The sequence below is a fragment of the Cytobacillus sp. Hz8 genome (assembly GCF_042263505.1).
Taxonomy (GTDB): domain Bacteria; phylum Bacillota; class Bacilli; order Bacillales; family Cytobacillaceae; genus Bacillus_BE.
The window spans coordinates 45,099-66,282 of record NZ_JBHKFI010000006.1 but is presented as its reverse complement, the minus strand read 5'-3'; the positions used below and the strand labels follow the sequence as shown (position 1 = coordinate 66,282).

General features: G+C 36.4%; 15 protein-coding genes. 11 read left to right on the top strand and 4 right to left on the bottom strand.

What is annotated here, in order from left to right:
* Positions 1-15 precede the first annotated feature (15 nt).
* Complete coding sequence (locus ACE38V_RS09625; RefSeq protein ID WP_375841019.1) at positions 16-615, top strand: response regulator; 600 nt, start codon at positions 16-18, stop codon at positions 613-615.
* A 254-nt stretch (positions 616-869) separates the two neighbouring features.
* Here ACE38V_RS09625 and ACE38V_RS09620 read toward each other — a convergent pair whose 3' ends face one another.
* Both ACE38V_RS09620 and ACE38V_RS09615 read right to left on the bottom strand, forming a co-directional pair.
* Positions 870-1,067 carry an alpha-isopropylmalate synthase regulatory domain-containing protein gene (locus ACE38V_RS09620; RefSeq protein WP_375841173.1) on the bottom strand — a complete coding sequence of 66 codons (198 nt, stop codon included), beginning with the start codon at positions 1,065-1,067 and terminating at the stop codon, positions 870-872.
* A gap of 11 nt (positions 1,068-1,078) precedes the next feature.
* The gene (locus tag ACE38V_RS09615) at positions 1,079-1,867 is read right to left on the bottom strand and encodes a hypothetical protein (protein WP_375841018.1); all 789 of its coding nucleotides are present in this window, start codon (positions 1,865-1,867) and stop codon (positions 1,079-1,081) included.
* Positions 1,868-2,014: 147 nt separating this feature from the next.
* On the opposite strand from ACE38V_RS09615, the gene pepF reads away from it, so the two are divergent.
* Complete coding sequence (gene pepF / locus ACE38V_RS09610; RefSeq protein WP_375841017.1) at positions 2,015-3,805, top strand: oligoendopeptidase F; 1,791 nt, start codon at positions 2,015-2,017, stop codon at positions 3,803-3,805.
* Between the two features lie 176 nt (positions 3,806-3,981).
* Positions 3,982-4,899 carry a class I SAM-dependent methyltransferase gene (locus ACE38V_RS09605; RefSeq protein WP_375841016.1) on the top strand — a complete coding sequence of 306 codons (918 nt, stop codon included), beginning with the start codon at positions 3,982-3,984 and terminating at the stop codon, positions 4,897-4,899.
* 60 nt (positions 4,900-4,959) lie between these two features.
* Here the strand turns inward: ACE38V_RS09605 and ACE38V_RS09600 are convergent, their stop codons facing one another.
* On the bottom strand, positions 4,960-5,241 hold the full coding sequence (locus tag ACE38V_RS09600) for an acylphosphatase (protein WP_375841172.1): 282 nt from the start codon (positions 5,239-5,241) through the stop codon (positions 4,960-4,962).
* Between the two features lie 1,030 nt (positions 5,242-6,271).
* Here ACE38V_RS09600 and ACE38V_RS09595 point away from each other — a divergent pair.
* From ACE38V_RS09595 to ACE38V_RS09580, 4 genes are all read left to right on the top strand, one after another.
* A complete protein-coding gene (locus ACE38V_RS09595; protein WP_375841015.1) occupies positions 6,272-8,971 on the top strand; it encodes a glucosaminidase domain-containing protein in 2,700 nt (899 codons plus the stop codon).
* A 182-nt stretch (positions 8,972-9,153) separates the two neighbouring features.
* The gene (locus tag ACE38V_RS09590; RefSeq protein WP_375841014.1) at positions 9,154-9,348 is read left to right on the top strand and encodes a DUF2281 domain-containing protein; all 195 of its coding nucleotides are present in this window, start codon (positions 9,154-9,156) and stop codon (positions 9,346-9,348) included.
* Between the two features lie 463 nt (positions 9,349-9,811).
* Complete coding sequence (htpG, locus tag ACE38V_RS09585) at positions 9,812-11,692, top strand: molecular chaperone HtpG (protein WP_375841013.1); 1,881 nt, start codon at positions 9,812-9,814, stop codon at positions 11,690-11,692.
* 312 nt (positions 11,693-12,004) lie between these two features.
* On the top strand, positions 12,005-12,808 hold the full coding sequence (locus tag ACE38V_RS09580) for an HAD family hydrolase (protein WP_375841012.1): 804 nt from the start codon (positions 12,005-12,007) through the stop codon (positions 12,806-12,808).
* Positions 12,809-13,600: 792 nt separating this feature from the next.
* Here ACE38V_RS09580 and ACE38V_RS09575 read toward each other — a convergent pair.
* Positions 13,601-15,097: a S8 family peptidase gene (locus ACE38V_RS09575; RefSeq protein WP_375841011.1), complete on the bottom strand. Its 1,497-nt coding sequence runs from the start codon at positions 15,095-15,097 to the stop codon at positions 13,601-13,603.
* A 377-nt stretch (positions 15,098-15,474) separates the two neighbouring features.
* Here ACE38V_RS09575 and ACE38V_RS09570 point away from each other — a divergent pair, with 377 nt between their 5' ends.
* The 4 genes from ACE38V_RS09570 to glgD all read left to right on the top strand — a co-directional run bounded on the left by ACE38V_RS09570 (position 15,475) and on the right by glgD (position 21,172).
* On the top strand, positions 15,475-16,479 hold the full coding sequence (locus ACE38V_RS09570; RefSeq protein ID WP_375841010.1) for a glycoside hydrolase family 15 protein: 1,005 nt from the start codon (positions 15,475-15,477) through the stop codon (positions 16,477-16,479).
* Between the two features lie 486 nt (positions 16,480-16,965).
* Positions 16,966-18,906 carry a 1,4-alpha-glucan branching protein GlgB gene (glgB, locus tag ACE38V_RS09565; RefSeq protein ID WP_375841171.1) on the top strand — a complete coding sequence of 647 codons (1,941 nt, stop codon included), beginning with the start codon at positions 16,966-16,968 and terminating at the stop codon, positions 18,904-18,906.
* Positions 18,896-20,041: a glucose-1-phosphate adenylyltransferase gene (locus ACE38V_RS09560; protein ID WP_375841009.1), complete on the top strand. Its 1,146-nt coding sequence runs from the start codon at positions 18,896-18,898 to the stop codon at positions 20,039-20,041. The genes glgB and ACE38V_RS09560 overlap by 11 nt, the downstream gene beginning before the upstream one ends.
* 24 nt (positions 20,042-20,065) lie before the next feature.
* Positions 20,066-21,172: a glucose-1-phosphate adenylyltransferase subunit GlgD gene (glgD, locus tag ACE38V_RS09555; protein WP_375841008.1), complete on the top strand. Its 1,107-nt coding sequence runs from the start codon at positions 20,066-20,068 to the stop codon at positions 21,170-21,172.
* Positions 21,173-21,184 lie beyond the last annotated feature (12 nt).

The following is a 21,184-nucleotide window of genomic DNA, read 5'->3' as shown; positions in this document are numbered from 1 at the left end:
AAGGGTGGAGTTCAGATGATTCGAATCGTTATTGCCGAGGACCAACGAATGATGCTAGGCGCACTTGGATCATTGCTTAATCTTGAAGAGGACCTCGAAGTGGTTGGAAAAGCAAGCAACGGTAAGGAAGCTGTTTCCCTCGTTCACCAACTCCATCCGGATGTTTGTATCATGGATATAGAAATGCCTGAAAAAAGTGGATTAGATGCTGCAGAAGAGTTAAAGGGATTGGATTGCAAAGTCATTATCTTAACAACTTTTGCAAGGACGGGTTACTTCCGGAGAGCGATTAAGGCAGGAGTAAGCGGTTATTTATTAAAAGATAGCCCAAGTGATGAACTGGCAAGTACGATTAGAAGTGTTATTTCAGGAAGGCGAATCTATGCACCAGAATTGATGGATGATGTATATAATGATGAAAATCCGTTGACCGATCGAGAGAAGGAAGTGCTCGAGCTTGTCGCAGATGGGAAGAACACAAAGGAGATTGCGGATCAATTAAGGATTAAGACGGGTACAGTGCGAAACTATATTTCAACTATTTTAGATAAACTTGAAGTTAAAAATCGAATTGAAGCCATTACACAATTCAAGGAAAAAGGATGGTTCAAATAGGGACAGCGATCATTCCATCTAACAAGCGAAATTGGATTATGATTTCTAGATTTTTATATTTACCAAGTCAATATATGTTTCTCTTGAAAATTTGAGTGATACATTTTAAAAATACGAACTATTTGTTTAATCTAGGAATTAGTTTAGTAACAGTATAGAAAGTAATGGTTTTCGATAAAACAAAATGGGCATGAACGGTTGGATGGGGTTCATATCCATTTTGCATTAGGTTACATAATATAATTATAGTAAATTTACTGTTTAATTTTTAAATATTTTCTACCTGTGACCTTCAAACGATTTATCGTATCGATATAGGCATTGGCACTGGCAACAATGATATCCACATTAATGGCTCTTCCTTGAACAAAGGATTCTTCATTACGAACTTTTACAAAAACTTCACCGATAGAGTCCTTTTCTTTAGAAATCGAATTAATTTTATAATCGATAAGAACGTTCTTTAGTTTTTCTTTATTTTAGATGGGTTGTTGATTTTATAAGAAACAGGCAACTCGATAAGAAGTTCTTCATCATCGACGTCTTTTCCTTTTGGTAATTTCTTTTTGATGATTTTTCCGTCGAATTCAATGATTTCACCTGGAGTGAGTTCGAATTTTTTCAAGGTCTTGGAATGGGAGCAGAAGGCAAGTCCCACTTCAATCGGTTCTTCCTGTTCGATGATGACATCCTGCAAAACAACTACTTCATCATTTTCTTCGTTAAAATGATTCCAACTTAGGGCAAATTGCTTGACGACAGCGGTAAAATGAACTTTTTCCTCTGGAAGCACGAGTTTTGGTGCTTTCTCTTTCTTATCTTTTGCCTGCTTTGATGGTGCTTTTTTTTCTGAGACAGGTTTCTCGTTACCTTTCGTTTCCTTTACAGGTCCAGTTATTTCCTTTTTTGTGTTCTCAAGATTAGAGGAAATTCCTTTACTAAAGCTTGGTGATTGCATTTCTTTTAAATAGGCAGGATGAATGCAGCTTAAATGGCCATCCTGAAATTTGATCACGATGGTATCATATTCACCCGTTATTCCATAAGCTTCATAACCTTTAATGATGACAAGCCTTTGCTGGTTTGCTTCCTTGTACCAAAATTGTGTTTTCACCTCTTTCGTTGTCGATAAGCCCCATTCACGAACCTTTTCTGCATAATGGGCATCGTCAATAAAGGTGATAAAATCTCCTTTTGGCGGGAGATATAGCGTGTTTTGAGCATTTTCTATATGTGGTAAAGTGTTGGCCATATTTTCACTGCCTTTCTGTTTCAATTAATATTATCGACTCTTGAACCTTGAAGGGTTTAGGATAAGACATAGGAAATATATTTAGTATAATAAGTTTATCATGCCAATGGAAATTTTTACTCAACCTATGAAAAGGAGTTTTTGTATATGAAAATCTACCAGTCAAGAAGCGAAGTGCCCAAAGAAGAAAAATGGGATCTCACGGATCTTTATATTGATTTTAACAAATGGGAACAGGATTATCAGCAAATTGCTGAAATTGGGAAAAAATTAAAAGCCTATGATGGAAATATACATGATGGTTTTTCCCTCTGCCGGTATTTGGAAATGAGCGAAGAACTGGAATTTTTACTCAACAAGCTTTTTGCCTACGCAATGCTTTTGGCTGATGAGGATACACGCGAGACAAAGGCGCAATCCTTACTTGACCGTGCCCGTCAGCTCAGTGTCAAGGTGAATGCCTCTACCTCCTTTTTTATGCCATTTTTATTAAGCTTAGAAGAAGACACTTTGAAAAAATACATAAGAGAGGAGCCTAGTCTTCAATATTTTGAAAAGGATTTATTGGAATCTTTTCGCTATAAGCCACATGTCTTAAGTAAAGATCAGGAAGGGATCCTTTCCCAGCTTGGAGAGGCACTTTCCGCACCTAATAAAACGTATGGAATGATCAATAACGCAGATATTCGCTTTGGTGAAGTAACGAATGACAATGGGGAAAAGGTTGAATTAACGAGAGGAATGTATTCGAAATTAATCGAGGATGAGAATCGAAAGAAGCGTAAGGAAGCTTATAAGGCTTATTATCAGCCATATGTTCAATTGAAAAATTCGATAGCTTCAACACTGAGTGCGGCCATTAAAAATAATGTGACACTTGCAAGACTCAGAAATTATCCTTCCGCACTCGAAAAAGGATTGTTTGGGGATCGAGTGCCGAAGAAGGTTTATGTAAATCTCATCCAGACGACAAAGAATCATCTTGAACTCCTTCATCGCTACACAGAGATTCGTAAAGAAAAGCTTGGCCTTAATGAGCTGCGGGCTTATGATATGAGTGTTCCGTTGGTGAAAGGGGTAAAACCTGTTATTACTTATAACGAGGCATATGCAACCATGCTTAAGGCATTAGCCCCACTTGGGGAAGAATACCTCAACATTTTAAAGGAATTCCGCAATGGGAGGTTTCTTGATGTGCGTGAAACACCAGGAAAACGTTCAGGTGCCTATAATCTTGGGGTTTATGGCGTTCATCCTTTTATTCTTTTAAATCATCATGATGATCTCGATAGCTTATTTACATTAGTACATGAATGTGGTCATGGGGTGCATAGCACACTTAGTTCAAAACATCAGCCGCAAATTTATGCAGGCTACAGCATCTTTGTGGCGGAAGTGGCTTCTACGGTGAACGAGGTTCTCCTTATTCTCTATTTATTAAAAACAGAAACCAATCCATCTATACGTAAGCACTTACTTAATCATTTCATTGATCAATTTAAGGGAACGTTTTTTACTCAGGTTATGTTTGCTGAGTTTGAAATGATAACGCATGAAATGGTCGAACAGGGAGTACCGCTGAATGTAGAGGTATTCAATCAAGTGTATGAAAGATTATTTAGAGAATATAATGGGAACGAACTGGTTTTTGAGGATGAAGTAAAATATGGATGGTCACGGATTCCGCATTTTTATCGTCCATTTTATGTCTATAAATACGCAACGGGATATGCTTCAGCCATATATATAGCCACAAAAATATTTGAAGGAGACCAACAAACGCTGAATGCCTATATTAAATTTTTAAAGAGTGGAAGCTCGGATTATCCATTGGAATTATTAAAAAATACAGGGGTTGACTTAACCGCCCGAGAACCGCTTGATAATGCATTAACGAAATTTGGCGAATTAATAGAAGAATTTGCACAACTTCCATAAACTCAGTTCTGGCCTACAAAAGAATAATATATAAATTGCAAAAAAAACATATTGACAAATATTGATATTTGTGTTATAATGAAATTTTATTTGACTGATAGCTACTTCTGCTTTAATATAACTCTCTAGAGAAAAAACTCTAGGGAGTTTTTTGCTATTTGAAAGGTGGAGAGCTGATGGAGAATTACGAAGAAAGTTTAACGGCATTTGTTAGCTGTTTTGCTCGATCTTATCATGCGACAAATAGTGTCAAGCCAATTTTTAACGATTTTGCTGCAAAGAAGCTTTTAAGACCAGAAGAAATCAGCTTTTTGACAAGTATATGGACGAAAGCAATTTACTTTTTCGATCCAGAAAGGGCTGCATTTTTTTGCAATGAAGAGGAAAAATTAAATTGGGTGATGAATACACAATGTGTGCCCCAGCTTGTTAGTCGAGCAAAATACGCAGAGGATCAGCTTCTTATGGCTATTCAACGCGGTGTTAGACAATATGTGATTTTAGGTGCTGGGTTGGATACGTTTGCATTAAGGCAGAAGAATTTTCCACAGGATTTTCGGATTTACGAAATAGACCTTCCACATACACAAACCTTTAAAATCGAGCGGTTAAAGGAAATGGGAATAAGCATTCCAGATAACTTGAAGTTTGTTCCTGTTGATTTTTCAAGTGATTCTTTGCAGGATGAATTGAAAAAGGCGGGGTTTGACGAGCAGGAATGGAGCTTTTTTAGTCTGCTAGGGGTGTCCATGTATTTAGATAGTAAGGATTTTCTTCAGCTGTTAACTCTTGTTTCGAAGATTTCTCCAAGGGGGAGCTCATTTGTTTTTGATTATCTGGACGAGACTGCCCTTACCCAATATGCTTCAAAGAAAATGCTGCAAATGAGAGAAATGACAGCTCAAACAGGGGAGAAAATTAAAACAGTCTTTGATCCACTAAAGTTAGATTATGAAATTCAAGCGACCAATATGTTATTGTATGAAAATCTTTCACCTGAACAAATAGAGGAATTATATTTTTGGAATCAAGATAACGATTTACATGCGTTTGATCATTTTCATTTCGCTCATCTCGTTAATAACAAAGAGTAAATCTTAATTATCCATGTCTTTGAAAACACAAAAGCAGGAACCGACTGATTCCTGCTTTTGTTAATATTTTATTGTGAAAGAATGATAGATATTCTTTTCTTCGATTCGCTTTATTTGGATGTCGACCACTTCGGAAAAGGGATTGCCTTCGCGCAATTCATTTACAAATTGATTTAAATGATGGTCTGTCCCGCTGGCGATAATTTCAACACCGCCATCATCCCGATTTTTTGCCCATCCTGTAATTTCATACTGCACCGCTTTCATTTGCGCGAAATATCTGTATCCTACCCCTTGGACACTACCAGAAACGATAATGTGTAACTGGTTCAAATCATTCACCTCTAATTCATTGTTGAACATCAATCCTAGACTTCTACATTAATCGTCCCATAAACCATTTAAAATTGCAACCAATGATGAATTCTATAAAGTATTTATCCCACTCTTAACGGACATTTTGACTCCCACTTCAAGATTCTGAGAATACGAAGAAGATAAGTGGGAGATCAACTGTCCGTAATGGTCCGACGACGGACAGGAGGTCCTAGTCAGGCGAAAGCCACAGGACGTGGCGTTATTGAGCGTGATAAGTGAAATAAGATTTTTCTTTGGGCTTCAGCCCTTAGAAAAATCAATCAGGCTTTGCGTGACTAACCATCAGTGGGGGATGAATGGCAGACTAAAAGCGCGACGTCAATCGCTACGTCTGCACGCTTCACGTCCTGTGCGTCGAAAACCCCCACTGATGGAAGTTTCACTTTATAAAGGTTTACACAATCTGTATTTTAATTACATTATATCAGGAAAATTTATTTTCGCTAATATCAATTTTGTTTAAAAGAGAATTTCTTTTTGTTAAAAAAGAAGGAGAAATTCAGCCTTTTTGTCAAAATCGAAGATCAATCAGCTTTGATAAGGCTATGATAACGATTTGATTACAGATATTTCATTTCATTATTTTAAGTAATTCTGCTATTTAGACAGGAAATTTTGTAAAAAAATTTCGCCATACGAAGGATACCCTATTAAGCCTATTGAAGATACTAGGAGAATTTGATAGAGTTGTAATGAATGAGATAAAGAGGGAGGGATCAAAATCATAGAAAGTGAGAAGGAAATAGTACTTAAAAATACGTCCTGAAATCATTTGGTTTCTCGTATTTGAAAAAGCCTTTTGAGCGGAAGTTAGTCCAATTGGTTTTTTCAAGATATCAAAGCCTTCAACAATTCTATATGTATGAAAGTTACTACTGTTTTATAACTTTACTCACAAACACAAGCTTAGCTTTGTTATTTTAACATGCTATACTGTTATGCTTGATCAAGAATTCGTTGAAAAGGCTAAACGTTATGGGAGGTCCTTTTTGTTGTGATTAAAGTCAAAAAAACAAGTGTGTATATTCTAATTCTTCTATTAGTCATGCAGTATCTTCCTGTTAAAGCAGCTGCAGAAACTAGCTTGCCAGATTCTGTGGAGCAATCAAATGTTGAAATAGCATTTGCTTTTTCACAAGAAGTGGGTGGAGAGATCCCACTCTATCAAGAGCAAGCTGAAACGAGTACAGTGTTTACGCAAATTCCTGATGATTCAGAGGTAACAATCCTTGACAAAGGGACGGAATTTACGAAAGTATCTTATAAAGAAAATCAAGAGAAAATATGGATTGGTTATGTTTGGAATGATCGATTAGTTGATGCTTCTTTAGCGGATAAGTATCGTAATGAACGACTGAACCAGCCTGCTGAACAAAATCAAGGAACAGATAATGAAGCAATTGAAGAACCAATTGTTCCTGAAGATGAAACTAGCACTATTCCGGATCAAGAAAATCCTTCCCAACCTTCAGATGAAATAGGAACGGAAGAAGAGCAACCAGTTAAGCAGTTTCAAATTCTCGCGACACAAACAACTAATGGAATCGCTCTAAAGGATCCAACTCATGTTTATGAGAGTCCTTCTACTAGCTCTACTATTTTAAAAAGCTATGATCAAGGAACAATATTAAAATTTAAAGCCTTAGCTGGATCTTGGTATGAAGTTACAGTGTATGTTAATGGAACGGCCAAAACTGGCTATATCCTTGTTAGTGATACAGAGAGTATTGTGAGCGTTCAGGAAACACAAGTGGGAATCGGTATTCAAAACCCAACCAAAATATATTCAAAGGCAACCACAAATTCGGAGCCAATTAAAGAATATAATCAAGGAACTTTGTTGAAATATAAGACTTTTTCAAAAAACTGGTATGAGGCAACCGTATACGTAGGTGGAATCCAAACAACCGGTTATATCCATGCAAGTGATATTACTCAAGAAATACAAGGGATTGCTTTAAAAGATCCAACCCATGTTTATACCAGTGCTTCCACAAGCTCTAGTATTCTTAAAAGCTATAATCAAGGAATCATCTTAAAGGTGAATACCTATTCTGCAGATTGGTATAAAGCGACTGTTATTGTGAATGGATCAGCCAAATCTGGCTATATCCGTACGGCAGATCTTCAATTTGTTGTCCAAGCCCAAGAAACTCTTCATGGTATTGGAATGAAGAGTCCAACGAATATCTATACCAAAGCTTCCAAAACTTCAAAGGTTTTAAAGGCCTATGCGGAAGGAACCATCTTAAAATATCGAACTCTATCAAAAGACTGGTATGAAGCTACTGTGATGGTCAAAGGAACTGCGAAAAAGGGATACATATCTGCAAATGATGTCCAAAATATCGTCCTTGATCAAGAAACGCTTCGTGGAATTGGAATGGAAAGTCCAACTAAAATCTATTCAAAAGCAGCAACTAGCTCATCTGTTTTGAAAAGCTATGCTCAAGGAACAATCCTCAAATACCGTACTCTTTCAAGGGATTGGTACGAGGCAACGGTGATAATCAGTGGAAAAGCAAGATCTGGTTACATTCATGCTGCGGATGTTCAGAACATTGTAGCGGTACAAGAGTCATTAAGAGGAATTGCTGCTAAAAGTCCGACAAAAATGTATGCAAAAGCTTCTAAAAGCTCAAAGGTAATAAAATCCTATAATCAAGGGATTGTGTTAAAATACAAAACTTTATCGAAGGACTGGTATGAAGCAACAGTTGTTGTAAATGGGAAAAAAACAACTGTTTATATCGCGAAGGGTGACGTGGAAACAGCAACTTCCACTCCGACTACGCAATATGTATTAGGTTTATTGAAAAGCGTGAATGTTTATTCCTATGCGTCCACGAATGCAAAAGTACTTCGATCCTATGGAAAAAACAACGTGTTAAAAGTAAAAACTTTTACTTCTTCTTGGTATGAATGTACTTTCTATATAGATGGAAAGGAAAATATCGGTTACATTAAGAAGTCAGATGTTAGAGGTTCTTACTCAACTGTCCACTATGATATTAGCTTAGAGGATGCTATTAAGAAGCAATTAGGTTATAATCCACAAACCGATTTAAGTGGTTCATGGTCAAAAGCTTCAACAGATGATGTGAAATATTATTTGAATCCTCTTAATTTCCATATTGGGACCGATGCTTACTTTCAATTTTTGTTATTATCTTCTTATGCAGGAACTAATGCAACTGAAGTTAATCAAAAAATTCTAAGCGGTAAAGGAATTTTAGCTGGAAAAGCCAGCTCCTTTATTTCTGCTGCTAAGGAACACAAAATTAATGAAATTTACTTAATAAGTCATGCTTTATTAGAAACCGGAAACGGAACGAGTAGATTAGCTAATGGAATCACAGTCAATGGTAAAACCGTTTATAACGTATACGGAATAGGAGCTGTAGACAGTAATCCTGAAACGCAAGGTGCACAATACGCTTACGACCATGGTTGGACGACAGTTGAAAAAGCTATCATTGGTGGAGCAGAATTTGTTGCTGAAAACTATATTCATGCAGGTCAGGACACCCTTTATAAAATGCGGTGGAATCCAGATGCTATGGTGGATGGTGGCACACCACACCAATATGCATCAGATATTGGCTGGGCCGTTAAACAAACAGCTCGTATTGCGGAAATGTATGGACTATTATCAAAATATGCATTATTCTTTGATGTTCCAGATTATATATAACTATGAATTTACCCTAGCAGTTGCTAGGGTATTTTTTTCGGGATAAAAGGAAGAAAAGGGAGAAATAAATATCAATTCTGCTGGAATTAAATTTGTGAAGAATTTATTAAATTAATTTTAATAACAGTTTTCGTAAAATTTGCAATGCTATAATTATAGTAGAGTTAGTTAGGAGGGATATCATGGATGAAATTAGAGAGAAATTAATTCAAATGATTAACGAAATTCCTGTAAGTGACTTACCCCAACTATTAGAAACCGCAGAATATCTAAGAGACCATCATGGTAAAAGTTTTAAAGAAATGCTTATGGAAAACGAGAAAAAAATGGACCTCTGGGATAACGATATCGACGATGAAATCTATATGTATGTGTAGGTTATTCCAAATTGACGAGAATTGATCCCTTTACTTATATAATTTCAAATTGCAGATTCTACCTTAATATTGGCAGTGAATAATACGAAAGAACAAGGTTAGAGAGGTCATTTCTGATTGGTACAAACGAAAAATCCACCAGACAGGGGTGGGTTTTTTGTTCGTTTTTGGGGTATGAATGACAATAAGTGAAAGGAATTTTGCAATCAGTTGTTCATAAGGGCAATGAACGACAAATTAAACGATTAGTCTGTCGCCCTCCCAAACTCTTCATCAAAAAAAACTTTCTCCATCTCATATAAGAATAATCTTTAAACAAGTGAATCAATTGACACACTCGCAAGAATATGATATTAAAAAAATAGTTGTTAGCACTTGAGTTGAATGAGTGCTAAACAATATACGATCTTCTTCTATTTATGCTATCATTCTTATAGTTCAAGTTTTGAAAGGAGTAATTATAATGGCTAAAATGGAATTTCAAGCAGAATCAAAACGAATCTTGGAAATGATGATTAACTCGATTTACACCCATCGTGAGGTATTTCTTCGTGAATTGATATCCAATGCAAGTGATGCAATTGACAAAATTTATTACAAAGCGTTAACAGATGATATGCTAAGTTTTGATAAAGATAGTTATTACATAAAGGTAAAGGCTAATCAGGAGAATCGAACTTTAACGATTACTGACACTGGTATCGGGATGACTAAAGAAGAATTGGAAAACAATTTGGGGATTATTGCGAAAAGTGGTTCTCTTGCCTTTAAACGGGAAAATGAATTAAAGGATGGCTTTGATATCATCGGTCAATTTGGGGTCGGTTTCTATGCTGCCTTTATGGTTGCTGATGTAGTAACCGTTATAAGTAAACCATTAGGAAGCGAAGAAGCGTACAAATGGGAATCAGAAGGGGCTGATGGGTATACGATTGAACCTACTACTAAAGATTCTGTTGGTACAGACATTATTTTAAAAATCAAAGAAAATACAGAGGACGAAAATTATGATGAATACTTGGAGGAATCTCGCTTAAGATCTATCATCAAAAAGTATTCTGACTTTATCCGTTATCCAATTAAAATGGATATCACTTCAAGTAGACCAAAGCAAGACAAAGAAGATGAATTTGAGGACTATACAGAGGAACAAACAATCAACAGTATGGTACCAATTTGGAGGAAAAATAAAAGTGAGCTCACGGATGAGGATTACGAAAAATTTTATTCCGAAAAGCGCTACGGCTTTGATAAACCATTAAAGCATATTCATATTAGTGTAGATGGTACCATTCGTTATCAAGCGATTTTATATATTCCTGAAAAAATGCCATTTGACTACTATTCGAAGGAATACGAAAAAGGGCTTGAGCTTTATGCTAACGGCATCTTAATCATGAATAAGTGTGCGGATTTACTGCCTGATTATTTCAGTTTTGTTAAAGGAATAGTGGATTCAGAGGATTTATCTCTTAATATTTCAAGAGAAATGCTTCAGCATGACCGTCAATTAAAGCTAATTGCAAAAAATATAAACAAAAAAATCAAAAGTGAGCTGCAAAATCTGCTAAAGAATGAAAGAGAAAAATATGAGCTGTTCTATCAAGCATTCGGCAGACAGCTAAAATATGGTGTTTATAGTGACTTTGGTGCGAATAAGGATGTCTTGCAGGATTTATTAATGTTCTATTCATCCACAGAGAAAAAATTAGTGACTTTAGATGAATATGTTTCCAGAATGCCTGAAGACCAAAAATTCATATATTATGCTTCTGGGGAAACGAATGCAAGAATCGAAAAGCTCCCCCAAACAGAATTAGTCGCGGATAAAGGATATGAAATCCTCTATTTCACTGATGAAATTGATGAATTTGCCATTCGCATGTTGATGAATTACAAAGAAAAAGAATTCAAATCTGTTTCAAGCGGAGATTTAGGCATTGAAGAGGATGAAAATAAAGGATCATCAGAAACAGAAGAGAAGGAAAATAAAGAGCTTTTCGCTACAATGAAGGATATTTTAAGCGATAAAATCAAGGATGTTCGTGTATCAAAAAGATTAAAGACCCATCCAGTTTGTTTGTCTACTGACGGAGAAGTCACAATCGAAATGGAAAAGGTTTTAAATATGATGCCGGATAATCAAAATATTAAGGCGGATAAAGTATTAGAGATTAATACACATCATGAAGTTTTTCAATCTTTAAAGGATGCTTATGAAAATGATAAAGAAAAGCTGCGCTTGTTTACAAATCTTCTTTATAACCAAGCGCTCTTAATTGAAGGCTTACCGATTCAAGATCCAGTTGAATTTACAAATGATATCTGCAAAATGATGAAATAACCTTACACAAACGGCAGTTCTTGTATTCAAAGAACTGCCGTTTTTCTTTGACCTCTTTAGAAATAATTTGCAAGCTAAAGATATTTAGACATCTGTGAAAATGTGAGTAAAGTAAGAACCAGCAAAAACTTAAACCTTTAATGAGTTTGTCATATTCCTACTGCAAACAATGAATAATCAAAAAAATAAGTTGAAAGTGGATATTTTTTTAAATAAATGAAGAATATTGAGAATTTTCATTTATTCTTATTTTTTTGTGATGAAACATGTTAGAATAATGATATGGATAAAACATTAAAGTGAGGAACATACATGATTAAAGCTATATTTTTTGATTTAGATGATACGTTGCTTTGGGATCAAAAAAGCATTAAGGAAGCCTTTGTTGCGACCTGCAAGGTGGCAGAAGAACGCTATGGACTGAACCAAGATCAATTAGAAGAAGAAGTGAGGAGCGCCGCAAGATCGCTCTATTCCTCTTATGAGACTTATCCCTTTACCCAAATGATTGGCATTAATCCCTTTGAGGGAATGTGGGGGAACTTTTTGGATGAGGAAGAGAATTTTCGCAAACTAAAGGAAATTGTTCCGACTTATCGTAGTGATGCATGGACTCAAGGATTGCAAGCGCTGGGAGTAGATGATCCTGATTTTGGTTATGAATTAGGGGAACGCTTTCCTATCGAACGCCGCAAGCGACCGTTTGTATTTGAAGATACCTTTCAAACTCTTGATATGTTAAAGAACGATTATCAATTATTACTGCTTACCAACGGATCACCCGATTTACAAAATACGAAATTGAAAATTACCTCAGAGTTAGTTCCATATTTTGATAAAATAGTGATTTCTGGCGATTTTGGAAAAGGAAAACCGGATCCTGCTCTGTTCGAATATGCCTTATCACAATTGTCACTTCAACCTGATGAAGCAATAATGGTGGGGGATAATTTAATGACGGATATTCTTGGGGCCAATCGTGCAGGCATTAAGACTGTTTGGATTAATCGCCATCAAAAGGAACGAAATGAAGTCATCCCGAATTATGAAATCAAGCAATTAGAGGAACTCTATGGGATATTAGATGAGCTGAAAGAATTGATCCAAAAAGGCTAAACTTGTTTTATATAAAAGCCCAGCTGGACTGTAACGGGTTCCGTAACTATCCAAAACGTCAATTTACACAGGAAAATGCAGACCAAAAGGTAATCCTTTTTGCACTAGAAAATGTAGGACAAATGGTAAGGCTAGAGAAATTAAATAACATTAGAAATAGCAAGGGTTTATTCCCTTGCTATTTCTGCTTTTAATGGCTAATTCTTCGGATTGCGAATGACGAATAATGCTCATTAAGAAGTTTCCAAACCATTTTCGCCTTCTCCTTAACAATTCCGTGTAGGTATGAGAATTCATAGGCGGAGAATTTCCTGCTAATGTATAGAGAGGGAGCTTAAAAAGCCAATATAAGCGGATATATTCCGATTAATGGCTCTAAATAAGACAAAATACAAAGATTTGGATCATATAAACGGAAAAACTCCCCTTATTTTTAAGGAAATATGTGTATTTCCCAATTTAGACGGAATTTTACCGTTTATTTTTCATACACAGTAAAATCAACATTCCGTTCTAACAGAGGCTAACCTTTAATTTAAAAAACAATATTTTTCTGTATATCCATTTGCAAATAAAAATGTCGTGTATTTTGCTGCGGTTCACTGGATATTGTACCCCTACATTTTAATATACAAATTCTCCAATAATAATGATTGAAATCCCTTTATATCAACAAAAATAGACCTACAAATTACCATACAATTTGTAGGTCTATTTGCCTTACATTTTTAATGTTTGCGATAGTTAACGGAACCCGTTAGCTGGTTATGCTGGCCTTTTTGCTGCTGTTTACTATTTCACTTTAAATGTTCTAGAGACACTTTTTGTATCATAATTGTCGACTGTTGTGGTGGAAGTAAGCTTATAAGTTCCTTTATGGGAACGGCTGCTGACTTTTAATTGGTAGCTAGCTTCACCTTTTGCATTTGTATGGCGAGTGACAGACCAAGTTTTTCCTTTAGGCGGATCAATGGTAAGCTTGATTTTTCCTTTAATAATAGGTTGTTTTGTTTTTTGGTCTAATGCGACAAGTTTAATATACACCTTGTTTCCTGCATAATAGGTTGTCTTATTCACTGAGACGGAAGTAGAAAGTTTGCTTTTTGTGACGACTTCTTTCGGTAACTCCGGAGAGGGCACTGTAGTCATTTCACTACTTGTATTCTCTTGGTTCGTTAAGTTTTCTTTTATAGTTGGTGCTTGAATCAATCCATAGCCATAATAAATATCCTTCCCTTGTATGCCGATGTCAATGCTTGAGTCTCTGAGTTTTTCCCTTAATTGACTTGCTGACATTTCAGGATTTACTTCTTTGAGAAGGGCTAATGTGCCTGCAACATAAGGAGTAGCCATTGATGTCCCGCTCATTTTGACATATTGGTTATTTAAAAAGGTGCTTAAAACATTGACACCCGGTGCGGCAACCTCAATGCTATTTCCGGTAGCGGAAAAACTAGCCCGTATATTTTTCGAATCAACAGCAGATACTGCAATTGTAGAGTCATAACGAGCTGGATATTCAACGGTGTCACCCATTCCGTCTTTAGTTCCGTAGTTTCCACTTGCGGCAACTACAAGAATTCCGCTATTATATGCTTTGTCCACTGCTTGATGTAGTGCATAGGAATCATAAGCAGCTCCTAGACTTAAGTTGATAATATCCATTTTATTTTCTACGGACCAATTAATTCCTGAAATAATATCTGAAACATACCCGGAACCCTCTTCATCTAACACTTTTACTGCATAAATTTTGGCATCTGGTGCAACCCCAACCGTTCCAATGAGATTATTCTTGGCCCCAATTATCCCAGCGACATGGGTTCCATGACCATTATCATCGGTATAGAATTTGGTATAAGATGTAATTGCTACACCACCCGAAATTTGCAGATCAGTATGGAGGGAAATCCCAGTATCTAATACAGCCACTTTAACCCCTTTTCCCGTAATTTGCGAATTCCATGCAGCTTGCGCATGAATGGTATTTATGCCCCAATCCTGAACTTGTCCAGTTAATTTCACTTGTTGGTCTATTTCAACAGATTGTACTTCTTTATTTTTTTTAAGAGCAGGGATTGCAGTTTCTGGAACTTCTCCTGCAACTCCGGCTATATTATCAAAGGTTTCTTCGATTTTCCCATTTAATTTCGTAATAGCCTCATGATCAATTTCATTTTTAAAGACAATAATCACATTTTCTTTAGGAGCTTCTGCATGAGCAATTGGCCCAACTGATGAAAGAATGACGAATATTGACAAGGACGCTGTCACAAATTTATGAAGCATGTTTTGACCTCCTAGCCGATTTCAATTAGTAGATTCATGGATTGGTGGAACTTTCCTTTATAGGTAGAAAGTAAGAAATTATATATTAAATATAATCGATAGCTTCGTTACTTGGATATAAGAATAATTTAGGAAAAATTCCATTAATTATGATTAATATTGATCTCAATTGAGCGAAAAAAATGAGAAAACATATAGGCAAATGAATTATTTCTTAGTGTTGATTAGCAAAATATTGAAAACTTTCGTATAATACTAACACAAGCAGAAAATCGTAAGCGTTCTCAAGAAAGAATTATTTTTAATAAAAAGTTTGAAACCATGAATCTCAGTCCATAATGAAGATGTAATGAAAATTTGCAATGGGGTGTAAAGTGATGCATACGAATGAAGCCATTGAAGTAATCGACCGCATGCGGTTGCCAAATGGTGCCTATACTGCAAGTCTCTCACAGGATTACAGATACGTCTGGATTCGAGATGTCGTCTATACGGTCCTTCCGTTTATTCAAAAACCATCTGAACGATACGAAAAAGCATTTCATGCATTATTTGACTTATTTCGAGCTTATGAATGGAAAATTGATATTCATAGAAAAAAGCGACCTGTTTATCAATTTGAATATATACATTCCCGCTATTCAACAGATTTAAAGGAAATACCTGCTGAATGGGGGCATGCCCAGAACGATGCCATTGGGGCATTTTTATGGGGAGTGGGCGAAGGCTGGCGTTTAGGACAAAAGGTAATACGTGACGAAAAGGATCTTGAAATCGTGCAAAAGCTCGTAGATTATCTAAGATGCCTTGAATATTGGCAAGCTCCTGATAACGGGATGTGGGAAGAAAATATGGAAGTTCATGCATCCAGCATTGGTGCCTGTGTTGCAGGACTACAAGCCGTTAAGCTGCTTGTCCGTGTTGATGAAGAGTTAATCAAAAAAGGGGAGGAAGCCTTAAGAAAGTTTTTGCCAAGAGAAAGTGTTTCAAAGGAAACGGATTTGGCATTGCTATCCCTTATTTTCCCTTATTGTATGGTAGAAAGGGAGATGGCTTTGAATATTCTAAACCAGGTTACAACTAAGCTTGAGCGAAGATATGGTGTTATCCGCTATAAGAATGATCTTTACTATAATAATGGCAGTGAGGCAGAATGGTGCTTTGGACTGCCATGGTTAGGTCTTTGCTATTTAGAGCTTGGCAATCATGAGAAAGCGAAGGAATATTACGAGAAGACAAAAAGTATTATTCCTGAAAATTGGGAGGTACCGGAACTCTACATTGGGGGAGTAAATGTACCGAACGGAAATACTCCACTTGCTTGGTCTGTAGCCTTGTCGTATATTTTTATCACCAGAATGGAAGAGCAACTAATCAAATAACTAAATAGAAGTGAAATAAAGTGAAACTTCCATCAGTGGGGGTTTTTATTCATCCCCTACTGATGGTTAGTCACGCAGAGCCTGATTGATTTTTCTAAGGGCTGAAGCCCAAAGAAAAATCTTATTTCACTTATCGGACTTTTACGGACAGTAAGAGTGGGATAAACGAGACTAAATGAGGGTCTCGTTTTTAAATTCAGCGAAAATGGAATTAGAACCTATTATTGTAAGATAGTTCTTTTTAATGAGAAAATGAGTAAATTTCCCCAATCACATACAATTAGTGAAAACGATTTCACTCTAAAAATATAAAATCATTTGACTAAAAATAATATTTTTTAATATTTTGTTTAGAAATGACAAAATAAGACAATTTTCTTCAAAGGAATTTACCCATCGTTATCGAATTAAGAGAATATTAAAAAAATAGAGGAATAAAGACTCATTCATTATTCATCCTTACAAGGAGGGCTCAAAGTGAATTCCATGGTGATTAAGAATACAGACATTTCTCCGAGTGATTTTGAATTATATTTATTTCATGAAGGAACCTTGTATGAAAGTTATAAAATGTTGGGTGCTCACTTCATGACTCATCAAGGAGAAGATGGTGTCCGCTTCTCAGTTTGGGCACCCCATGCGAAGCAGGTGTCGGTAGTGGGTGATTTTAATCAATGGAATGGTATTGATCATCCTATGACACAAGTAAAGCTATCCGGAATTTGGGTTATATTTATTCCTAAACTGCAAGAAGGAACATTATATAAATATGAAATTATCACCGCTAATGGGGAAAGAAAATTAAAAGCGGATCCTTTTGCTTTTTACTCTGAAGTTCGACCACGTACCGCCTCTATCCTAAAAAAATTATCCAATTATGAATGGCATGATAAAAAATGGGTTCAACAAAGGGAGAAAGCGAACTCTTACAACAATCCGATGCTGATTTATGAACTTCACGCTGCCTCTTGGAAAAAGAAGGATGATGGCTCTCTTTATTCGTATCGTGAGCTCGCCGATGAACTGATTGATTATGTCATAAATTTAGGATTTACCCATATTGAGTTGATGCCTATTATGGAGCATCCTTTTGATCTCTCATGGGGTTATCAAGTAACGGGATTTTATTCGTTAACAAGTCGTCATGGATCCACAGTGGATTTCATGTATTTCGTTGATCAATGTCATCAGAAAGGAATTGGCGTGATACTTGATTGGGTCCCTGCTCATTTCTGCCGAGACGCTCATGGTTTAGGTCGGTTTGATGGAACCCCACTCTATGAACCGCATGAATCAAGTAGAGCAGACAGACCATTATGGGGAACTTATAGCTTTGACTTTACAAAGCCGGAAATCCATAGTTTTCTCATCTCCAACTGCATGTTCTGGATGGATCTTTACCATGTTGATGGTTTTCGCATCGATGCCGTTTCTTCTTTAATCTATTTAAACCATGATAATCCTCAGGAAAAGCCTTTGAAAAATCAATTTGGTGGGGAAGAAAATTTAGAAGCAATTGAATTTATCAAAAAGCTAAACATCGCAATCTTTAACAAATATCCAGGCGTGCTTATGATTGCTGAAGAAGCAACCGATCATCCGCTCGTTAGTGCCCCTACCTTGGTTGGCGGTTTAGGATTTAATTATAAATGGAACATGGGCTGGGTCAATGACTTGCTCAAATATATGAAATTACCTCCAACGGAAAGACATCACTATCATAATCTACTAACCTTTTCTTTTTTCTATGCATTCTCGGAAAATTTCGTCCTATCTTTTTCCCACGATGATGTTGTTCATGGAAAAAAATCCATGTTAAATAAAATGCCTGGAGACTATTGGCAGAAATTTGCTAATTATCGCTTATTATATGGCTATTTCCTCACCCATCCAGGTAAAAAGTTAATGTTCATGGGAGGAGAATTTGGTCAATTCGATGAATGGAAAGAACTAAAAGAATTGGATTGGCTTCTTCTTGAGTTCGAATCTCATGCAATATTGCATAAATATATAAAAACGATTCAACATTTTTACAGACATACGTCAAGTTTATGGAGATTGGACCATGACCAAGCAGGTTTCGAATGGATTGATGCTGATAATCACGAGCAAAGTGTGATTACTTTTATGAGGCATGGAAAACGCAAAGGCGATTATTGTATCGTTGTATGCAATTTTTCCACAAATGTCTATCATAATTATCGCATCGGCGTCCCATCTCTAGGTCACTATATTGAAATCATCAATAGTGATGAGGAAGATTTTGGAGGCTCGGGACAAATAAACGAACAACCTATCGAGGTTGAAAAAAAGCCATGGCATAATCAACCATACAGTATGAATATTACTGTACCACCTCTTGGAATGACCCTATTCATGAAACGAACAAAAAAGCGTCAAGGGAGAGTCAAACATTATGAGAGCTAAAAAATGGATTGCCATGTTACTCGCAGGAGGTCAGGGTTCTAGATTAGGAGAATTGACAGCAGGTCTTGCGAAGCCTGCTGTTCCCTTTGGGGGTAAATACCGTATCATTGATTTTCCACTAAGTAATTGCACTCATTCAGGAATTGATACCGTTGGCGTTTTAACTCAATATCAGCCACTTGTTCTCAATGACTATGTAGGGAATGGCCGCCCATGGGATTTAGACCGCAATGATGGAGGTGTGTCGGTGCTCCCTCCATATCAGGGAAAAGACGGAGGAGAATGGTATAAAGGAACCGCCAACGCCGTATACCAAAATATTCAGTACATTGACCAATACAATCCGGAATATGTGTTAATTCTTTCGGGCGACCATATTTATAAAATGGATTATAGCAAGATGCTTAAATATCATCTTGAAAAGGGAGCATCTGCGACGATTGCGGTCATTGAAGTTCCGTGGGCAGAAGCCAATCGATTCGGTTTAATGAATACGAATGAGGATGGGAAAATCCTTCAATTTGAAGAAAAACCAGCGAACCCCAAGAGTAATCTCGCTTCAATGGGTGTATATCTATTTGACTGGAAATTGCTAAAAAAATATTTAATTGAAGATGAACATAGTATTTTTTCATCAAATGATTTTGGAAAAGACATCATTCCGAAAATACTAAACGATGGCAATCAGCTATACGCCTATCTGTTTAATGGCTATTGGAAGGATGTGGGGACAATCGAAAGCTTTTGGGAAGCCCATATGGATTTATTAGATGAAGTTCCTGGCTTTGACTTAAATGATCCACAATGGCAGTTTTTTACAGGATCTGCAAATCATCCTCCGCAATATATTGCAGGAAATACTGAAGTTAGACAGTCTTTGATTAATGAGGGCTGTATGGTCCATGGAAAAATTGAACATTCTGTTTTATCCTTCAATGTTCAAATTGGGGAAAATTCAATCATTAAGGACTCGGTCATCATGCCTAATGTCAAAATTGGGCGCAATGTTATGATCCATAAGGCGATTATCGCTAGCAATATTTGCATTGTTGACGGGACTGAAATTGGCTCAAATTCTCCAGCTGCTGAAATTACTCTTGTGGGAGAAACGAATCAAGCTATTCCGACAAAATAAATATTTATTAAAGGGGCGATGTATTTGGAACAGGTTATTGGTGTGATAAATTTAGTAAATGAAAAACAGTATTTAAAAGAGCTAACTTCTCACCGATGTTTCGCAGCAGTTCCCTTTGGAGGTAGATATCGGCTTATTGATTTCACCTTGTCGAATTTTATCCATGCCAATATTAAAAAGGTCGCTGTCCTCACTAAGGATAACTATCGTTCTGTGATGGATCATTTAGGATCAGGGAAGGAATGGGATTTAGATCGCCGAAATGGGGGACTATTTATTCTTCCGCCTGTTCATCCAGATGAAAATATTAAAGGAGACATACAGCAATTTAAAGACCACATTGAATTTTTTCTTCGTTCCAATGAAGATACTGTCATTATCTCCCCAGGTCATCATGTAAGTAAGGTGGATTTTAATGAAGTAGTAGATATTCATCGAGTAGGTGGAGCAGATATTACGGTTATTTATAAGAATTATGACGGGGAACCGGTAGAGAAACCGATTTATCATAAATGCCAACTCAATACTGAAGGAAATGTCACCAATATTGAATTATTTACGATCCCAAAACAAGGGGACCCTGTTTGTTTAGAAACTTTTATCTTTAAAAAAGAAGTGTTGATTAACATGATAAATCAATGCTACGAAAACGGAGAGTATGATTTCATCAAGGATGCGATCAAAGCCAATCTTGCCCGTTTAAATGTAAAAAGCTATCAATATCGTGGATATTTGCCGTTTATTCATTCTATTTCAAGTTTTTACCAGAGTAATTTGGATTTTCTCCATCCGGAATTAATTAATGAGTTCTTTTACGAGGGCTGGGATATTTATACGAAAGTGAAGCATGAACCACCTGTCAAATATTCAGCCACTTCAAGGGTCAGCAATTCCTTAGTGGCCAATGGCTGTAGTATAGAAGGGACAGTTGAAAATAGTATTATTTTTCGGGGAGTAAAGATACATAAAGGGGCAGTCGTTAAAAATTGTATTATCATGCAAAAAAGTGAAATTGAAGAAAATACGTATCTTGAGAACATTATTACCGATAAACAAGTGAAAATTTCAGCGAATCTTGTCATGATAGGAGGAGAAAATCCTCATGTCTTGAAAAAAGCAGATATTGTATAGTGGAGGAACCAA